The sequence below is a fragment of the Micromonospora noduli genome, from assembly GCF_003264475.1.
GTDB lineage: Bacteria > Actinomycetota > Actinomycetes > Mycobacteriales > Micromonosporaceae > Micromonospora > Micromonospora noduli.
In genome coordinates this window covers 138940-155960 of the sequence record NZ_PYAC01000005.1, presented here as the reverse complement: position 1 = coordinate 155960, position 17021 = coordinate 138940, and the positions used below count along the sequence as shown (strand labels likewise).

11 protein-coding genes are annotated in these 17021 nt (G+C 71.0%); 5 read left to right on the top strand and 6 right to left on the bottom strand.

Going from position 1 to position 17021, the window contains the following annotated elements; translation table 11 throughout:
* Positions 1 to 52: 52 nt before the first annotated feature.
* On the bottom strand, positions 53 to 1390 hold the full coding sequence (gene hemL / locus MED15_RS08970; RefSeq protein WP_112735314.1) for a glutamate-1-semialdehyde 2,1-aminomutase: 1338 nt from the start codon (positions 1388 to 1390) through the stop codon (positions 53 to 55).
* Positions 1391 to 1569: 179 nt separating this feature from the next.
* Between hemL and MED15_RS08965 the strand changes: the two genes are divergently transcribed.
* Positions 1570 to 1905: an STAS domain-containing protein gene (locus MED15_RS08965; RefSeq protein ID WP_088951070.1), complete on the top strand. Its 336-nt coding sequence runs from the start codon at positions 1570 to 1572 to the stop codon at positions 1903 to 1905.
* A 14-nt stretch (positions 1906 to 1919) separates the two neighbouring features.
* On the opposite strand, the gene MED15_RS08960 is transcribed toward MED15_RS08965, so the two are convergent.
* Positions 1920 to 2474 (bottom strand): response regulator, encoded by a 555-nt coding sequence (locus tag MED15_RS08960; RefSeq protein WP_091395745.1) that lies wholly within the window; start codon positions 2472 to 2474, stop codon positions 1920 to 1922.
* Positions 2471 to 6841 (bottom strand): HAMP domain-containing protein, encoded by a 4371-nt coding sequence (locus MED15_RS08955; protein ID WP_373861084.1) that lies wholly within the window; start codon positions 6839 to 6841, stop codon positions 2471 to 2473. The genes MED15_RS08960 and MED15_RS08955 overlap by 4 nt, the downstream gene beginning before the upstream one ends.
* Before the next feature lie 291 nt (positions 6842 to 7132).
* On the opposite strand from MED15_RS08955, the gene MED15_RS08950 reads away from it, so the two are divergent.
* Both MED15_RS08950 and MED15_RS08945 read left to right on the top strand, forming a co-directional pair.
* Positions 7133 to 9205 carry a SpoIIE family protein phosphatase gene (locus MED15_RS08950; protein ID WP_112603233.1) on the top strand — a complete coding sequence of 691 codons (2073 nt, stop codon included), beginning with the start codon at positions 7133 to 7135 and terminating at the stop codon, positions 9203 to 9205.
* Positions 9206 to 9253: 48 nt separating this feature from the next.
* Positions 9254 to 9685 (top strand): hypothetical protein, encoded by a 432-nt coding sequence (locus MED15_RS08945; RefSeq protein WP_112735312.1) that lies wholly within the window; start codon positions 9254 to 9256, stop codon positions 9683 to 9685.
* Between the two features lie 68 nt (positions 9686 to 9753).
* Here MED15_RS08945 and MED15_RS08940 read toward each other — a convergent pair whose 3' ends face one another.
* Entirely contained in the window at positions 9754 to 11112 is a 1359-nt protein-coding gene (locus tag MED15_RS08940; RefSeq protein WP_112586462.1) for an FAD-binding oxidoreductase, read from the bottom strand.
* 96 nt (positions 11113 to 11208) lie between these two features.
* Here MED15_RS08940 and MED15_RS08935 point away from each other — a divergent pair, with 96 nt between their 5' ends.
* Together MED15_RS08935 and MED15_RS08930 are read left to right on the top strand one after the other, a co-directional pair.
* Entirely contained in the window at positions 11209 to 13305 is a 2097-nt protein-coding gene (locus tag MED15_RS08935; RefSeq protein ID WP_112586460.1) for a S9 family peptidase, read from the top strand.
* A 19-nt stretch (positions 13306 to 13324) separates the two neighbouring features.
* Complete coding sequence (locus tag MED15_RS08930) at positions 13325 to 13507, top strand: hypothetical protein (RefSeq protein ID WP_112586358.1); 183 nt, start codon at positions 13325 to 13327, stop codon at positions 13505 to 13507.
* Positions 13508 to 13540: 33 nt separating this feature from the next.
* Here MED15_RS08930 and MED15_RS08925 read toward each other — a convergent pair whose 3' ends face one another.
* Both MED15_RS08925 and MED15_RS08920 read right to left on the bottom strand, forming a co-directional pair.
* Positions 13541 to 15661 (bottom strand): bifunctional polysaccharide deacetylase/glycosyltransferase family 2 protein, encoded by a 2121-nt coding sequence (locus MED15_RS08925; RefSeq protein WP_244220418.1) that lies wholly within the window; start codon positions 15659 to 15661, stop codon positions 13541 to 13543.
* Positions 15661 to 16086 (bottom strand): hypothetical protein, encoded by a 426-nt coding sequence (locus tag MED15_RS08920; RefSeq protein ID WP_112698808.1) that lies wholly within the window; start codon positions 16084 to 16086, stop codon positions 15661 to 15663. Before MED15_RS08920 ends, MED15_RS08925 begins: the two co-directional genes overlap by 1 nt.
* Between the last annotated feature and the right edge of the window lie 935 nt (positions 16087 to 17021).

Below are 17021 nucleotides of genomic sequence, written 5' to 3'. Positions count from 1 at the left end.
TCTGTTCGCGACTGCGGGGCTCGCAAACCCGGCTCACTCCTCGCGCTCACGCTCAACCCCCGTGACCGGCCGCTGCCGCCGCGTTCGCCGCCGTGGGCAGCGCGTCGGCGATGTGTTCCAGAGCGGCGTCGTCCAACGCCGCCGACACGAACCACGACTCGAACGCGCTCGGCGGCAGGTAGACGCCGGCGGCGAGCATCGCGTGGAAGAACGCCTTGAACGCCGGCACCTGCTGCGTGCGCGCGCTGTCGTAGTCGACCACGTCGGCGTCGGTGAAGAAGACCGAGAACATGCTGCCCGCGTACGAAAGCCGGTGCGGGACCCCGGCGGCGGCCAACGCGTCGGATGCCAGCTTGCCCACGACGGCGGCCGTCTGATCGAGGCGCTGGTACAGCGCATCGTCGGCGAGCCGCAGGGTCGCCAGGCCGGCGGCGCAGGCGAGCGGGTTACCGGAGAGGGTGCCGGCCTGGTAGACCGGGCCGGCCGGCGCGAGCCGCGCCATGATGTCCGCGCGCCCGCCGAACGCCGCGGCGGGCAGGCCGCCACCCATGACCTTGCCGTACGTCCACAGGTCGGCGTCGGAGGCGTCGAGGCCGTGCCACCCGGCGCGGGAGACCCGGAACCCGGTCATCACCTCGTCCACCACGAGCAGGGCGCCGTGTGCGTGCGCGATCCGGGCGAGCTGCTGGTTGAAGCCGTCGCGGGGGGCCACCACGCCCATGTTGCCAGCGGCGGCCTCGGTGATCACCGCGGCGATGTGCTGGCCCTCGGCGGCGAACGCCTCCTCGACGGCCCGGATGTCGTTGTACGGAAGCACTATCGTCTCGCTGGCCGCCGCGCCGGTGACACCGGGCGAGTCGGGCAGGCCCAGCGTGGCCACGCCGGAGCCGGCGGCGGCGAGCAGCGCGTCCACGTGGCCGTGGTAGCAGCCGGCGAACTTGACGATCTTCGAGCGGCCGGTGAAGCCGCGGGCCAGCCGGATCGCCGACATGGTCGCCTCGGTGCCGGAGTTGACCAGGCGGACCTGCTCCATCGGGGTCCGGTCGACCAGCTCGGCGGCCAGCTCCACCTCACCCGGCGTGGGGGTGCCGAAGCTGGTGCCCTTGGCGGCGGCGGCCTGCACGGCGGCCACCACCTCGGGATGCGCGTGCCCGAGGATCAGCGGACCCCAGGAGCAGACCAGGTCGACGTAGCGGCGACCGTCGGCGTCGTACAGCCACGGGCCCTCGCCACGGACCATGAAACGCGGGGTGCCGCCGACCGCCTGGAAGGCGCGCACAGGGGAGTTCACCCCGCCCGGCACGATGGCGCGGGCGCGGTCGAACAGGGCCTCGGAGGCCGGCGCGTCGGCTGGGTAGCGGCCGGATCCGGCGGGAAAGATGTCGGTCACGATGCCGCCATTGTGACAGCGCCGGACGGTCAACCAGCAGCCACCCCGCGGTGGGGTTACCCGGCTCACCTGTGACCCGCGCCGGTCGGCAGCGCCGACACGGTGGGCCTCGTGGCCTGGACGGCGACGGCTCGCGGCCTCGACAGGCCAGGTCGGTCGGATCGCGCTAGGCTGACCGGGTGGATCGTGCCGAACTGTCCATCACGCTACACCGGACGGGCGACGAAGCAGTCTTGCGCCTGGCCGGTGAGATCGACATGCTCACGGCGGCCCAGCTCTCCACCGTCGTCAACGAGGTGCTGGCCGACCCCCCGCCGAAGATCGTGCTCGACCTCGGCGGCGTCACCTTCTGCGACTCGCAGGGCCTGGGCACCCTGGTCGTGCTCAGCCGCAAGGCCAGCCACGCGCAGAGCCTGCTGATGTTGACGCACGTGGGCGACTTCCTGATCCGCGTACTGGACATCACCGGCCTGCGCAGCGCCCTGATGATCCGCAACGACCAGCCCACCGGCTGAGCCGCCCCGCCGCGTCAGGCGGTGTTGCCCCAGCGGGCCTGTTCGAGCAGCCGTACCGCCCGGTCGCGGACCTCCGGGTCGTCCGAGCGGAGCTGGGCGGTCGCCTCGTCGACCGCGTCGGTGAGCCGCCGCCACTGCGTGTCGCGCTCCCGGACCAGATCCGACTGGGTGGCGAGCTGCCGGGTCTTCACCCACAGCTCGACGAAGACCGACACCTTCGCCCGGAGCACCCACGGATCGAACGGCTTGGTGAGGTAGTCAACAGCGCCCACCTGGTAACCCCGAAGGGCGAGCTGGGCGTCCCGGTCGGCGGCGGTGAGGAAGATGATCGGCACGTGCCGCGTCCGCTCGCGGCGCTTGATGTGGCTCGCCGTCTCGAAGCCGTCCATGTCCGGCATCTGCGCGTCCAACAGGATCACCGCGAAGTCGTCCACCAGCAACTGCTTGAGCGCCGCCTCACCGCTCTCCACCGCCACGGACTGGACCGGCAGGCCCTGAAGGATCGCCTCCAGGGCCGTCAGGTTCTGCCGGCGGTCGTCCACGAGCAGCGCTTTGGCCATCTGGGTCACGAAGTCTCCTCGGTCCGGCTGCCGTTGATCCAGGACGACATCAGTTCGATCAGGTCGTCCAGGTCGACCGGCTTGGTGATGTAGTCGCTGCCCCCGGCAGCGAGCGCCGACTCACGGTCACCCGGCATCGCCTTCGCGGTCAGGAAGACCACCGGAAGGTCGGCGAACCGGTGGTTGCGGCGAATCTGGCGGGTGGTCTCGTAACCGTCCTGGTCAGGCATCATGGCGTCCATCAGCACGATGTCCACCTCCGGATGCTCGGCCAGCAGACGGACACCGTCCGCCCCGTTGTCCGAGTACAGCACGGTCATCCCGTGCAGCTCCAACGCACTGGTCAAGGCGAAGACGTTGCGGACGTCGTCGTCCACGATCAGCACCGTGGCGCCGTCCAGTTGACGGGTGGCCGGTGCCTCCGGCCGTTCCGGCAGCAGTTCCAGCGGCGGCATCAGCAGCGACGACGGCAGCCCGGCGCGCTGCGGCGACGGAGCCTGCGGCGCGACCACTGCGTCCGGGGCCAGCACCTGCGGCACGAACAGGGTGAAGGTCGAGCCCTGACCGGGCGCGGACGAGACGGTGATGGTGCCGCCGATCAGTCGGGCCAGATCGCGGCTGATCGACAGGCCCAGACCAGTGCCGCCGTACCGGCGGCTGGTAGTGCCGTCGGCCTGCTGGAACGCCTCGAAGATGATCGACAGCTTGTCGTCGGAGATGCCGATCCCGGTGTCGATCACGGTGAACGCGATCACCTGCTGGGCGTTCGTCAGCGCCGGCACGTCGAAGACCGCGTTCTCCGCGGCCGGGGCGATCCGCAGCGTCACCGCACCGTTGTCGGTGAACTTCACCGCGTTCGAGAGCAGGTTGCGCAGGATCTGCTGCAACCGCTGCGCGTCGGTCACCAACGCCGGCGGCAGATCCTTGCTCACCCGTACCTGGAAGTCCAGGTTCTTCTCCTCGGCCTGCGGCGCGAACGCCTGCTCGACGTAGCCGCGTAGCTCGGTGAAGCGGATCTCGGTCGGCTCGACGTCCATCCGACCCGCCTCGATCTTGGACAGGTCGAGGATGTCGTCGATCAGACGCAGCAGGTCGGAGCCGGACCCGTGGATGGTCCGGGCGAACTCGATCTGCTTCGGGCTGAGGTTCTGCTCCGAGTTCTCGGCCAGCAGACGGGCCAGCAGCAGCAACGAGTTCAGCGGGGTCCGCAGCTCGTGGCTCATGTTGGCCAGGAACTCCGACTTGTACGCCGACGCCCGGGTCAGCTGCTGCGCCTTCTCCTCCAGGCCCAGCCGGGCCAGCTCGATCTCCCGGTTCTTCGTCTCGATGTTGCCCTTCTGCTCGGACAGCAGAGTGGCCTTCTCCTCCAGCTCGGCGTTGGTGCGCTGCAACTCCGCCGACTGCTCCTGCATCTCGTGCGCCAGCCGCTGCGACTGGGCCAGCAGCTCCTCCGTACGCCGGTTGGCCTGGATGGTGTTGACAGCGATGCCGATGGTGAGCACCAGCCGCTCCAGGAACGACAGGTGCAGCTCGGAGAAGGCCGACACGCTGGCGAACTCGATCACCCCGAGCAGCTCGCCCTCGAACAGGACCGGGAGCACCACCAGGTCGGACGGGGGTGTCTCGGCCAGGCCGGAGCGCAGGGTGAGCCGGCTGTTCGGGGAGGCGCTGACCCGGATCGTGCGACGGGAGAGCGCGGTCTGCCCGACCAGCCCCTCACCCGGCCCGAAGGTGACGTCGTGCCCCCGCGCCACGTACCCGTACGAGGAGGTCAGCCGCAGCCGCATGCTGCCGTCGGCGTCGTCGGCCAGGAAGAAGGCGCCGAGCTGGGCGTCGACCAGCGGAGTCACCTCGGTCATGATCATGCGGCAGACCTCGCCGAGGTCGCGCTGGCCCTGCAACAGGCCGCCGATCCGGGCGAGGTTGGAGTCCAGCCAGCCCTGCTCGGCGTTCTTCTTGGTCGTCTCCCGGAGGGTGACGATCATCTGGTTGATGTTGTCCTTCAGCTCGGCGACCTCGCCCTGCGCCTTGACCGCGATCCGCTGGGTCAGGTCGCCGCGGGTCACCGACGTGGACACCTGGGCGATGGCCCGCAACTGCGTGGTCAGCGTCGAGGCGAGCTGGTTGACGTTCTCGGTGAGGTCGCGCCAGGTGCCGGAAACACCCTTCACCTGCGCCTGACCGCCGAGCTTGCCCTCGATACCGACCTCGCGGGCCACCCGGGTCACCTCGTCGGCGAACGACGACAGCTGGTCGACCATCGTGTTGACAGTCGACTTCAGCTCCAGGATCTCGCCCTGGGCGTCCACGGTGATCTTCTGCGACAGGTCACCCTTGGCCACGGCGGTGGTCACCGAGGCGATGTTGCGGACCTGGCTGGTCAGGTTCGACGCCATCGAGTTCACGTTGTCGGTCAGGTCCCGCCAGGTGCCGGAAACACCCTTCACCTGCGCCTGACCGCCGAGCTTGCCCTCGGTGCCCACCTCGCGGGCCACCCGGGTCACCTCGTCGGCGAACGACGACAGCTGGTCGACCATCGTGTTGACAGTCGACTTCAGCTCCAGGATCTCACCCCGCGCATCCACCGTGATCTTCTGCGACAGGTCACCCTTCGCCACCGCCGTGGAGACCTGGGCGATGTTGCGGACCTGGGCGGTCAGGTTCGACGCCATCGAGTTCACGTTGTCGGTCAGGTCCCGCCAGGTGCCGGCGACCCCACGCACCTGCGCCTGGCCGCCCAACTTGCCCTCGGTGCCCACCTCACGCGCGACCCGGGTCACCTCGTCGGCGAACGACGACAGCTGGTCCACCATCGTGTTGACAGTCGACTTCAGCTCAAGGATCTCACCCCGCGCATCCACCGTGATCTTCTGCGACAGGTCACCCTTCGCCACCGCCGTGGTCACCGAGGCGATGTTGCGGACCTGGCTGGTCAAGTTCGACGCCATCGAGTTCACGTTGTCGGTCAGGTCCCGCCAGGTGCCGGAAACACCCTTCACCTGCGCCTGACCGCCCAGGTTGCCCTCGGTGCCCACCTCACGGGCCACCCGGGTCACCTCGTCGGCGAACGACGACAGCTGGTCCACCATCGTGTTGACGGTGTTCTTCAGCTCCAGGATCTCGCCCTGGGCGTCCACCGTGATCTTCTGCGACAGGTCGCCCTTCGCCACCGCAGTGGAAACCTGGGAGATGTTGCGGACCTGGCTGGTCAGGTTGCCGGCCAACTGGTTGACGTTCTCGGTGAGGTCCCGCCAGGTGCCGGAGACGCCGCGCACCTGGGCCTGACCGCCCAACTTGCCCTCGATGCCCACCTCACGCGCGACCCGGGTCACCTCGTCGGCGAACGACGACAGCTGGTCCACCATCGTGTTGACGGTGTCCTTCAGCTCCAGGATCTCGCCCTGCGCCGCCACAGTGATCTTCTGTGACAGGTCGCCGCGCGCGACCGCCGTGGAGACCTGCGCGATGTTACGGACCTGGGCGGTCAGGTTCGACGCCATCGAGTTGACGCTGTCGGTCAGGTCCTTCCAGGTGCCGGCCACGTTCGGCACCTCGGCCTGGCCGCCCAACTTGCCCTCGGTGCCCACCTCACGGGCCACCCGGGTCACCTGCTCGGCGAAGAGCCGCAGCGTGTCGGTGAGGTAGTTCATCGTCGCGGCCAGCTCGGCCACCTCGCCACGCGCGCCGACAGTGATCTTCTGCGACAGGTCGCCCTTGGCCACCGCCGTCGCCACCTGCGAGATCGACCGCACCTGGCCGGTCAGGTTCGACGCCATGGTGTTCACCGAGTCGGTGAGGTCCTTCCAGGTGCCGGCGACGCCCCGCACGTCGGCCTGGCCACCCAACTTGCCCTCGGTGCCCACCTCACGGGCCACCCGGGTCACCTCGTCGGCGAACGACGACAGCTGGTCCACCATCGTGTTCACTGTGCGCCCGATGCGCAGGTACTCACCGCGCAGCGGCCGACCGTCGATCTCCAACGCCATGTGCTGGGACAGGTCACCGTCGGCGACGGCCACGATCACCCGGGCGATCTCGGTGGTCGGTCGACCCAGGTCGTCGATCAGCGAGTTGATCGCCCGCTGCCCCTCCGCCCAGGAGCCGTCCAGCCCCTCGTCGTCGAGCCGCTCGGTGAGCCGGCCGTCGCGACCGACGATCCGGCTGATCCGTCGCAGGTCCAGGTACTGCCGCTCCTGGAGCGAGACCACCTCGTTGAACGCGTCCGCCACCTCGCCGGCCGCGCCGGCTCGGCGGGGAAGCCGAACCTTCAGGTCGCCGCGCCCGATCCGTCGCAGTGCCTCGGCCAACTCACCGAGGAGCGCCTCGTGGTCGGACGCGGACGGATCCGCCACCGACTGCTTCGACGTGGTCATCATTCCTCGCTCAACTCGGGGGCGCCGGTCCGTGCGGACACACCGGCACCCCATATTGTGCCCGCGCGCGCCGTGGTGCCAGGGTGCGCGACCCGCCAGGTGGCATCGATCGCCCCGTAGACCCGCCCAATCGGCGTCGAGCCGGCACGGCGCGTCGCAAACCTCGCCGGGCTCCCGGACCGGTCGTTTCGACGCGTCAACCCGCTCCCTGCCGCCGGTGCCGCTGACCGACGCGACAGCCCGCGATCGGTGATCGGCTTGGCACCCGGCAGGGGGACGGTGGAGGATACGGGGGTGTCAGCCGAGGCGGGGCCCGCGACGGCCGGGGCCCGGGACGGGGCCGTCCGGCGTGTGCGGCTGCCCGCCGACCGCCGTACGCCGGCCGCCGCCCGCGCCGTGGTCCGCTCGGTGTTGACCGAGTCACACCTGGACGAGCTGGCCAACGAGGCGCTGCTGCTCACCACCGAGCTGACCACCAACGCCGTCGAGCACGCCCGCACCGAACTGGACATCGAGGTCGTCGCGGACGAGATCGGGCTGACCGTCACCGTCTCCGACTTCGCCCCCGGTTCCGGCGACGAGCTGACCGTCGGCGACCGCAACGACTCCACCGAGATCAACGAGGTCTCCGTGCGGGGCCGGGGCCTGTTGCTGGTCGACCACTTCGCCAGCCGCTGGGGCACCACGTACCTGCCCACCGGGAAGGGCGTCTGGTTCCGGCTGGACCGCCCCGGCGCCGACCAGCCCTCCAGCGGGACCATCGGCGAATCGACACCGGCCAACGCCGGCCCTCGGACGAGCGCCGACGGGTCCGCGCCGAGCGCCAGCGCGATGAGCGAACTCATGCAGACCGCCCCCGACCTGTACGGGGACGACCCGTTGCCCGACTTCGCCACCAGCCTGCTCAGCCGGGTCGCCGAGATGGTGGGCGCAGCCGGCGGCACGATCCGTCTGGACCGTGGCGACGGGCAGGGCAGTCAGGTGCTGGCCCGCTTCGGTCGGCCGCCCCGCCCCGGCATCGACCTGCTCCGGGTGCCACTGACGGTGCACCGCCCGTACGCCGGGGAGTTGGAGTTGGACGCCGCGCCCTCGGCGTACGCCCAACCGTTGGCGGTGCTCACCGCCGAGCGGCTGTCGCTGCACCTGGAGAACGACCGGCTGCGCCGGGCCGACGTCCGCCGGCAGGTGTGGCTGACGTTCCTGGCCGAGGCGAGCGAACTGCTGGCCCAGTCGTTGGACGTCGACCTGACCATGGCGCTGGTGCCGCAGTTGGTGGTGCCGCGACTCGGCCAGTGGTGCGCTGTGCACACCACCGACGAGTGGGGTCGGCTCCGGCTGGCGGCGGCCAGCCACGCCGACGAGTCAATGCTTCCGCAGTTGCACAAGGTGCTGGCGGAGACCGGGCCGGACTCGATCCAGGCCCGCCTCCGCGAGGCGTCCCGCAGCGCGGCGCAGATCCCCCTGGGCGGGCCGATGGAGGGTTTCGCCGTCCCGCTGATCGCCCGCGGGCAGCGGCTCGGGACCCTGGCGGTGGGGCGGCACCAGCGGCACCGACACGACCCGGACGAGGTGGCCGTGTTGGAGGACGTGGCCCGACGGGCCGCGCTGGCCATCGAGAACGCCCGCATCCACGCCGAACGCCGTCGGGTGGCGCAGACGCTCCAGCAGTCTCTGCTGCCGCCGGTGCTCCCGCTGGTGGACGGGATCGGTTTCGCCGCCGAGTACGTCCCGACCGGCGACGACGCCGAGGTGGGCGGCGACTTCTACGACGTGGTGCCGCTGCCCGACGGGCGCTGGCTGGTGGTGATCGGTGACGTCTCGGGCAAGGGTGTCCAGGCCGCCGCGGTGACCGGGCTGGTCCGGGACGTCATCCGGGTGCTGGTCGGCGACGGCAAACCGTTACCGGAGGCGCTGGCGCGACTCAACGAGACACTTGTCGAGCGCGGTAGCGGTCGCTACTGCACGCTGGCGCTGGCAGCGGTCGGGCAGGGCGAGGGTGACAAGTTGGACGTCTCGCTGCACCTCGCCGGGCACGACCGGCCGGTGCTGCTGGCCGCGGCGGGCGGCGCCGAGTTCGTCGGCACCGGCGGCACCGCGCTCGGCCTGCTCGACACGATCACCTCACCGACGGCGAAGATCACGCTCGCGCCGGGCGATTCGCTGATCTTCTACACCGATGGCGTCACCGAGCGGCGGCGTGGCCGGGAGCTGTTCGGCACCGACCGACTGCGGGACGCCGCCGCGCCCCTGGCCGGATATTCGGCCGACGTGGTGGCCGCCCGGCTGCGCGCCGCGGCGATCAACTTCTCGGTCGAGCCACCCCGGGACGACATCGCCGTCCTTGTGCTCCGCAACGACGCGACCTGACCGCGGCGCGGCCCCCGAATCTCGGGCCCGCTCGGTAGATTGACGGCCATGACGAGCGCCGCGCAGGTCACGTCGTACTCCCGGCCGGCGGTCCGGGCCCTGATCGTCGCGCAGTTCGCGACCATCGGCGCCTTCCTCACCGTGCTGCTGCTCTACGTCGGTCGGATGACGAGCGCCGGCGTCGGCCCGGCCGAGATGTTGACCGGCGCGTACGACCCGAAGGACATGCTCCCGTTCGGGATGAGTGGGCTGAACCCGTTCCTCTGGCTCTATGCCGTGGTCGGGGTGCTCTATCTGACGGGTGCGGTGCTCGGGCTGCCGTTGGCGATCGTCGCGGTGGTGCTGGTCGCCAGGGAGCGCGAGGCCCTGCCCCGGGCGACCCGGTCACTGCTGCTGGCCGGCGCGGTCGGAGGCCTGCTGGTGCTGGTGGCCCGCTTCACCCCGTCGCTGCTGGACATGCACCGGTGGTGGCTGGACTAATCCCGGCCGGGCCGCACCTGCCGACAGGCTCACCCGGCCGCGCCGACGGCTCATTCGCCGGCCAGGCCTCACAGGCCGCCGGGGAGCCGCCCGGGCGCGAGGCGGTGCTCCGGATCCAGGTGCCGCTTCGCGGCCCGCAACTGGGCCAGGCCCGCCAGCTCACCCCAGAGGTCGACCGCCTGGCGGACCGCCGCCGGAGCGGACACCACCACGCAGCGGCCCTGCCGGGCCAACAGCACCCCTCGGACGGCGGCCAGGATGGACGCCACCCGATCGGCTGCCAGCGCCCCGGGCAGTGCCGCGTGCACCACGCCCAGCCCGGCGGACCCGCGCACCGGCACCGGCGCGCCGGCCGCGTCGCGTAGCGCGTAGACGGCGGCGTGCAGGTCGCCGATCGGCACCTCCAGGCGCAGCGCCGTGTCACCGGGCGCGAACGGGTAGCGGCGCCACCACGTCGGCGCGGAGTGGGCGATCGTCGCCTCCCCGTGCAGCAGGCCGACCAGCCGCTCGGCACGCTCGGTGACGTCGGCGGGGCCGCCCTCCAGCAGCACCACCAGGCTGCCGGCCCGGGACGGGGCACCGGCCCGGCCGGACATCGACGGATGACGCTCCCGGGCGGTGGCCGCCGGATGACCGGGCGGGTACGGCGTACGGGGGCGGGGGGTGCCTCCGGGCAGGTCCAGCTCGATGGCCGACGGCTCCAACCGAGCGGCGAGGATCGTCCGGACCAGGTCGTGCACCTCCAACGGCGTCCACACCGGGCGGGACACCCAGAGCCTGCTCGCCGGCACCGGCTGCACCCGCAGGCTCGCCGACACCAACACGCCGAGCGCGCCCTGGGAGCCGCAGAGCAGGCGGGCCAGGTCGAGCCCGGGCGCGCCACCGCCGACGCTGATCAGTTCGCCGTCGGCGGCGAGGTAACGCACACCGAGCAGTTGGTCGCAGGGGCTGCCGTGGCGGTGGCGCAGCGGGCCGGCCTCGCCGGCGGCCAGCACACCGCCCACTGTCGCGCCGGGCGAGGGGGCGTCCATCGCCAGCCGCTGCCCGGTGCGCTCCAGGGTGGCCTGAACCGCCCGCAGTGGAGTGCCGGCCCCCACGTCGGTGACCAGCGAGTCGACCGGCTCGTGACCGATGCCGGCCAGCCGGCCGGTGTCGAGCAGGATGTCAACCTGAACGGGCGCAGCCCCCCAGTCGATCTTCGTGCCCGCACCCCGGGGCACCACCGTCAGATCGTGCACGGCGGCCAGCCGCAGCACCTCGGCGGCGGCGTGCGGGCCGCCCGGGACGGCCACCCAACGCGCCGGTCGCCCCGCCACCTCGTCGGCCGGCCCGGCCAGCCGGGAGAACGGCGGACCGCAGATCGCCGCCAACCGCCGGGTGATCTCAAGGGCTCCGGACCGGCCGAGGGAACTCGCTGCTGCCGCCATGCCGGCCATCGTACATGTGTTCGAAAGCCGTGGTGGCGAGTATCGGGATGCCGCTGGTCCGGCGCGCTGCGCCTGCCGGCCGGTAACGTGGCCGCCGTGACCACCGAGACTGCCCCGCCCGCGGCGAAGCGGGTGCCCAGCGAGCGCACCCACCACGGCGACACAGTCGTCGACGAGTACGCCTGGCTCGCCGCCAAGGACGACCCGGAGACGATCGCCTACCTGACCGCCGAGAACGAGTACACCGACGCGCGTACGGCACACCTGGCCGACCTGCGCGCCGACCTGTTCGAGGAGACTCGCCGACGCACCCAGGAAACCGACCTGTCCGTGCCGACCCGCAAGGGCGGGCACTGGTACTACACCCGGACGGTCGAGGGGCAACAGTACGGAGTGCAGTGTCGCCGGGCGGTCCGCGACGGTGAGACCGACCCGCCGGTCAGCGCGGACGGCGCCCCGCTCGACGGCGAGGAGGTGCTTCTCGACGGCAACCTGCTGGCCGAGGGGCACGACTTCTTCTCGCTCGGCGCGTTCGACGTCAGCCCGGACGGTCGCTGGCTGGCCTACTCCACCGACTTCTCCGGTGACGAGCGCTTCACCCTGCGGGTGAAGGACCTGACCACCGGCGAGCTGCTCCCGGACGAGGTGCCGGACACGTTCTACGGCACCGCCTGGTCGACCGACGCCTCGGTGCTGTTCTACGTGACTGTGGACGACGCCTGGCGGCCGAACCGGGTCTGGCGGCACACCATCGGCTCCGCCGCCGCCGACGACGTGGTGGTCCACCAGGAGGACGACGAGCGGTTCTGGGTGGGGGTGGAGCTGACCCGGTCGGAGAAGTTCATCCTCATCGACGTGCACAGCAAGGTGACCAGCGAGGTGCTGGTGATCCCCGCCGGCAACCCGACCGGCGCGCCGGCCGTGATCGCTCCCCGCCGACAGGGCGTCGAATACACCGTGGAGCACCACGGCCACCGTTTCCTGATCCTGCACAACGACGGCGCTGAGGACTTCGCGCTGGCGTTCACCTCGGCGGACGTACCGGGCGACTGGGTGCCGCTGATCGAGCACACCCCCGGCACCCGACTGGAGGCCGTCGACGCCTTCGCCAACCACCTGGTGGTGTCGCTGCGCACCGACGGGCTCACCGGGCTGCGGGTGCTGCCGGTGGGCAGTGACGACGGGCACGACATCGACTTCCCCGAGCCGCTGTACAGCGTCGGGTTGGACGCCAACCCGGAGTACCGCACCGGCCAGGTCCGGCTGCGTTACTCGTCGCTGATCACCCCCGACTCGGTGTACGACTACGACCTGGTCACCCGGCAGATGGTGCTGCTCAAGCAGAAGCCGGTGCTGCCCGGGCCGGACGGGCGACCGTACGACCCGGCCGAGTACGAGCAGCACCGCGACTGGGCGCTCGCCGACGACGGCACCCGGGTGCCGATCTCACTGGTCTGCCGCGTCGGCACCCCCCGGGACGGCTCGGCGCCCTGCGAGCTGTACGGCTACGGCTCGTACGAGGCCAGCATGGACCCGTGGTTCTCGGTGGCCCGCCTTTCCCTACTGGACCGGGGCGTGGTCTTCGCGGTGGCGCACATCCGGGGCGGCGGTGAGCTGGGCCGACGGTGGTACGACCAGGGCAAACTGCTGGCCAAGAAGAACACCTTCACCGACTTCGTGGCGTGCGCCCGGCACCTCGTCAAGGCCGGCTGGACGGCAAGCGACCGGTTGGTCGCCCGGGGCGCCTCGGCCGGTGGCCTGCTGATGGGCGCGGTGGCCAACCTCGCGCCGGACGCGTTCACCGGGATCGTGGCACAGGTGCCGTTCGTGGACGCGCTCACGTCGATCCTCGACCCGTCGCTGCCGCTGACCGTCACCGAGTGGGAGGAGTGGGGCAACCCTCTCGACGACCCCGAGGTGTACGCGTACATGAAGTCCTACACGCCGTACGAGAACGTGGCCGCCGTGGACTATCCCGCGATCCTCGCGGTGACCAGCCTCAACGACACCCGGGTGCTCTACTCGGAGCCGGCGAAGTGGATCGCCCGGCTGCGGGCGGTCGCCCCGGGCGGCGACTACCTGCTCAAGACCGAGATGGGTGCCGGGCACGGCGGTCCGAGCGGTCGCTACGACTCCTGGCGCGAGGAGGCGTTCATCAACGCCTGGATCCTGGACCGCATCGGCCACGCCTGACGGCGATCGGGGGGTGGTCATGACCGACGAGGACGAGAACGAGGACGGGGCGGAGGCCGGCGCGCCGCCGGGTGCGGCCCGGCGCGCGTCCGCCTGGATGATCCTCGCGATCGTGGCCGCCGCCCTGCTCGTTTGCTGCTGCTCGGCCGCCGTCGGCCTGCTGATCTCCTGGTCGGCCGGCCTCTTCCACACCCCGACCTGACCGGCGGACGGCTGACGCCGCATCGAGGTGGCGTCAGCCGCGGCCGGCCCCTACCAACGCTGCCGCCTCGCCGGTCCGCACCATCCGCTGCCAGCGCAGCCGGTTGCCGATCAACGCGGTGACCACCGACTGCACCACCACCAGGTACATGAGCTGCCGGTAGACCAGTTGCTGGAACGGCAGCGCCCACAGTGGGCCGTACCGCTCCCGGTCCAGTCGCAGCGCGTACGCGGCGGTGGCCGCCTGGAGCAGCAGTAGTCCCGCCCAGGCCAGGGCGAGGGTCGACCAGGGCAGGAAGAGCAGGCCGTACACGGCGAACACGTCGACCGCCGGCGCGGTGAGCGGCAACACGATCTGGAACACCGTGAGGTACGGCAGGCCGCGCCGCCCCAGTTTGCCTCCGGCACCCGACTCGCGCAGCGCGTGCCGGTGCTTCCACATCGCCTGCATGGTGCCGTAGCACCAGCGGTAGCGCTGCCGCCAGAGCTGGCGCAACGACGACGGGGCCTCGGTCCAGGCGATGGCCGACTCCTCGTAGACGACCCGCCAGCCGGCCCGGAGCACCTTCATGGTGAGGTCCGTGTCCTCGGCCAGCGTGTCCGACGGCACCCCTCCCACCCGCAGCAGCACCTCGCGGCGGAACGCGCCGATCGCGCCGGGAATGGTCGGCATGCACTCCAGCACGTCGTACATCCGTCGGTCGAGGTTGAAGCCGATCACGTACTCCAGGTGCTGCCACCGACCGAGCAGCCGACGCCGGTTGGCGACCTTGGTGTTGCCGCTGATCGCGCCCACCGACGGGTCGGCGAAGCCCTGCACCAGGCGGTGCACTGTGTCCGGCTGGAAGACGGTGTCACCGTCGACCAGCACCAGAAGGTTCGCCCGGGCCGCCCTGATGCCCGTGTTCAGCGCCGCCGGCTTGCCGGCGTTGGCCTGCCGGATCACGCGCACCCCGCGCAGTCGCATCCGCTCCACGATGTCGGCGGTGCCGTCGTCCGACCCGTCGTCCACGACGATCACCTCCAACGCCGGGTACGCGCTGGCCAGCAGGGACCGAACAGTGGCGGCGATGTTCGCCGCCTCGTTGTACGCGGGCACGATCACCGACACCGGTACCCGCACCTCGGGACGGTCCCGGCGGGGCCGGCGGACCCGGCGCACGTGCCGCTGGGCGCAGAACACCTGCACGGCCAGACGCGCCACCCCGAGCACGAGTGCGGTGGCGAGCAGGAAGTTCATCACCTCGGCGGACCAGCGGGCCCCGGTCTGGGTCCAGCGCAGTGCGGTGCCGCTCAGTCGGGTACCGGTGCCCGCCGGAACCATCGACGGTGAGGCGTCGATGCCGGCGGAGACGGTGGTGAACCGGTAGCCTTGATCGCCGAGCGCGGGCAGCAGGCGGTCCAGCGCGGCGAGGGTCTGCGCCCGGTCACCGCCGCCGTCGTGCATCAACACCACAGCCCCCTTGCCCCGCTTCGGGGTGGCGGACCGCACGATCTGGTCGGTGCCGGGGCGCTGCCAGTCCTTGGTGTCCAGGTCGGTGAGCACCGCGACGTGCCCAGCACCGGCGGCGGCGCGCAACGCGGCGTACTCGGACCCGGTCAGCGCCGTCGGCACCGAGGAGAACGGCGGCCGGAGCAGGGTCACTTCCCGGCCGGTGGCCGATGCGACAGCCTTGCGGGTCAGCGACAGTTCGAGGTCACGCCGCCACGGCGACACCTCGGCGAGGTCGGCGTGGGTGAACGTGTGCGACCCGACCTCGTGCCCCTCGGCGAGGATCCGCCGGACCAGTTCGGGGTGCTCGTTGACCCGGGCGCCCACCACGAAGAAGGTGGCGTGCGCGCCGTGCCGACGTAGCACGTCGAGAACCTGTGGCGTCCAGCGCGGGTCCGGCCCGTCGTCGAAGGTCAGCGCGATGGTGCGGTCCGGCAATGCCCGGCTGACCGGTTCCGTGCGATCCAGCCGTAGCACCGGGCCACCCGAGCTGACGGCGGCCGGCACATCCGACGCGGGCCGCGCGGTGGCGTTTCCCGAGCCGCCCGCGAGACCACTCAGCAGTCCGTTGACGGTGAGCGCCGCCAGCAGCAGGAGCAGCCCGAGCAGGAGCAGCAGCCAGTGCGCACGAGGGTCTCGCCGGGCGACGTGTCTCGCCATCATCACTGCGGCTTACCGGGCGACCTGCTCGGCTTGGCGGTCCTGCGGCGCTCGTCACCACGGCCCGGTTGGTCGGTGGCGGACGGCGTCGGAGTGGCCGTGGCGGTCGTGGTCGGGGATCGGTCGCTGGTCCGGGTGGTGCGCGGCAGCGGCGCCGACGTACGGGCCGCCGGCGACGGCGACGGCGACTCGCCCACCCGGGGCGGGTTGACCCCGTCCACGCCGGCCTCCACCGGGCGCGTCCCCCGGGAGTCGTCCGACCAGCCGGGCAGCGGCACCGACGTGTCCAGGAAGAGCCCCGCGGCGATCAGGACGAGGCTGGTGAGCAGGCCAAGGCCCATGGCGGTGCCCGCGATGACGGTCAGCCGTCGGCGACGCCCGGTGCCGTCGACGAACACCGGCGGGACAGGGCCCGGTTGACTGTGCATCTGGCAAACTCCCACGGGTTTCCGTGCCAGGACCGTCCGGTCTGACATCGGAGACCCGATCGTCCGGGCCTCCGTTGCACACAGCGGCCCCGCCACCAGCGGTGTTACATCGACTCAGGACGGCGAGCAGCGCCGCGAAGGTCGGGCTGCCCGCCCACGGGTCGGGCATCGCCGGCCCGCCGCGAGCAGGGGCCACCGAGCGGCGAGCGTGCCGACGCAACCACCGCCCACACGGTCTCACTAACGCCAGGACCAGCAGTTACCCGATAAGTAATAGCTAGGCCCCGCCCCCACGCCGACACAGCCAAGTTCGCCAATGCTCGTGGCAACGATCAACGGGCCTTGTTCCAAGGTGGACCCCCTGATAGGGTCAACTCGCCAGCTGGTTAGCGCTTAGTCCATGGATTCTCAATAAGCGTGATTGATGATTGGAATCAATAACCACCGCTTCATCTAGGACAGGGGCGAAAATGAAGCAGCGCGGCAGGAGTGCGGCGGTAATTGCCGCCGTGGCACTTGGAATTCTCGCTATTCCCTCAAGTGCATCAGCAAGCGACATCTCCACCTGCTTGACTAAATGGGGACCGGGTCCCGACGGCTACATAACGGTGGCCTACCCGTTCAACGACTGTGGCGGGCGGTCCATCCGGGTGAAGATCGTGATGACAGCCGGGCCGGATGGTCCGTGCTGGACTCTCAGCTATTCCCAGAAAGCAGATTGGAAGCCGGGCTTCGGGCTTAGTCCTCGGCTGGGATCCTGCTAATTAACGCGCTTCAGGCAGCAGCCTGAACTCCGCTTAGCGATTCCTCTGACAATAGCGCGGTCGGGCGCCGGTCTGACTATCTTCGCATCGGTGCCCGACCGCCAAAAAGTCACGACGCAGACTAAGTGGTTGACATTCTTGCCGCCTCAGGGGCATGGGCCGATACGCTGA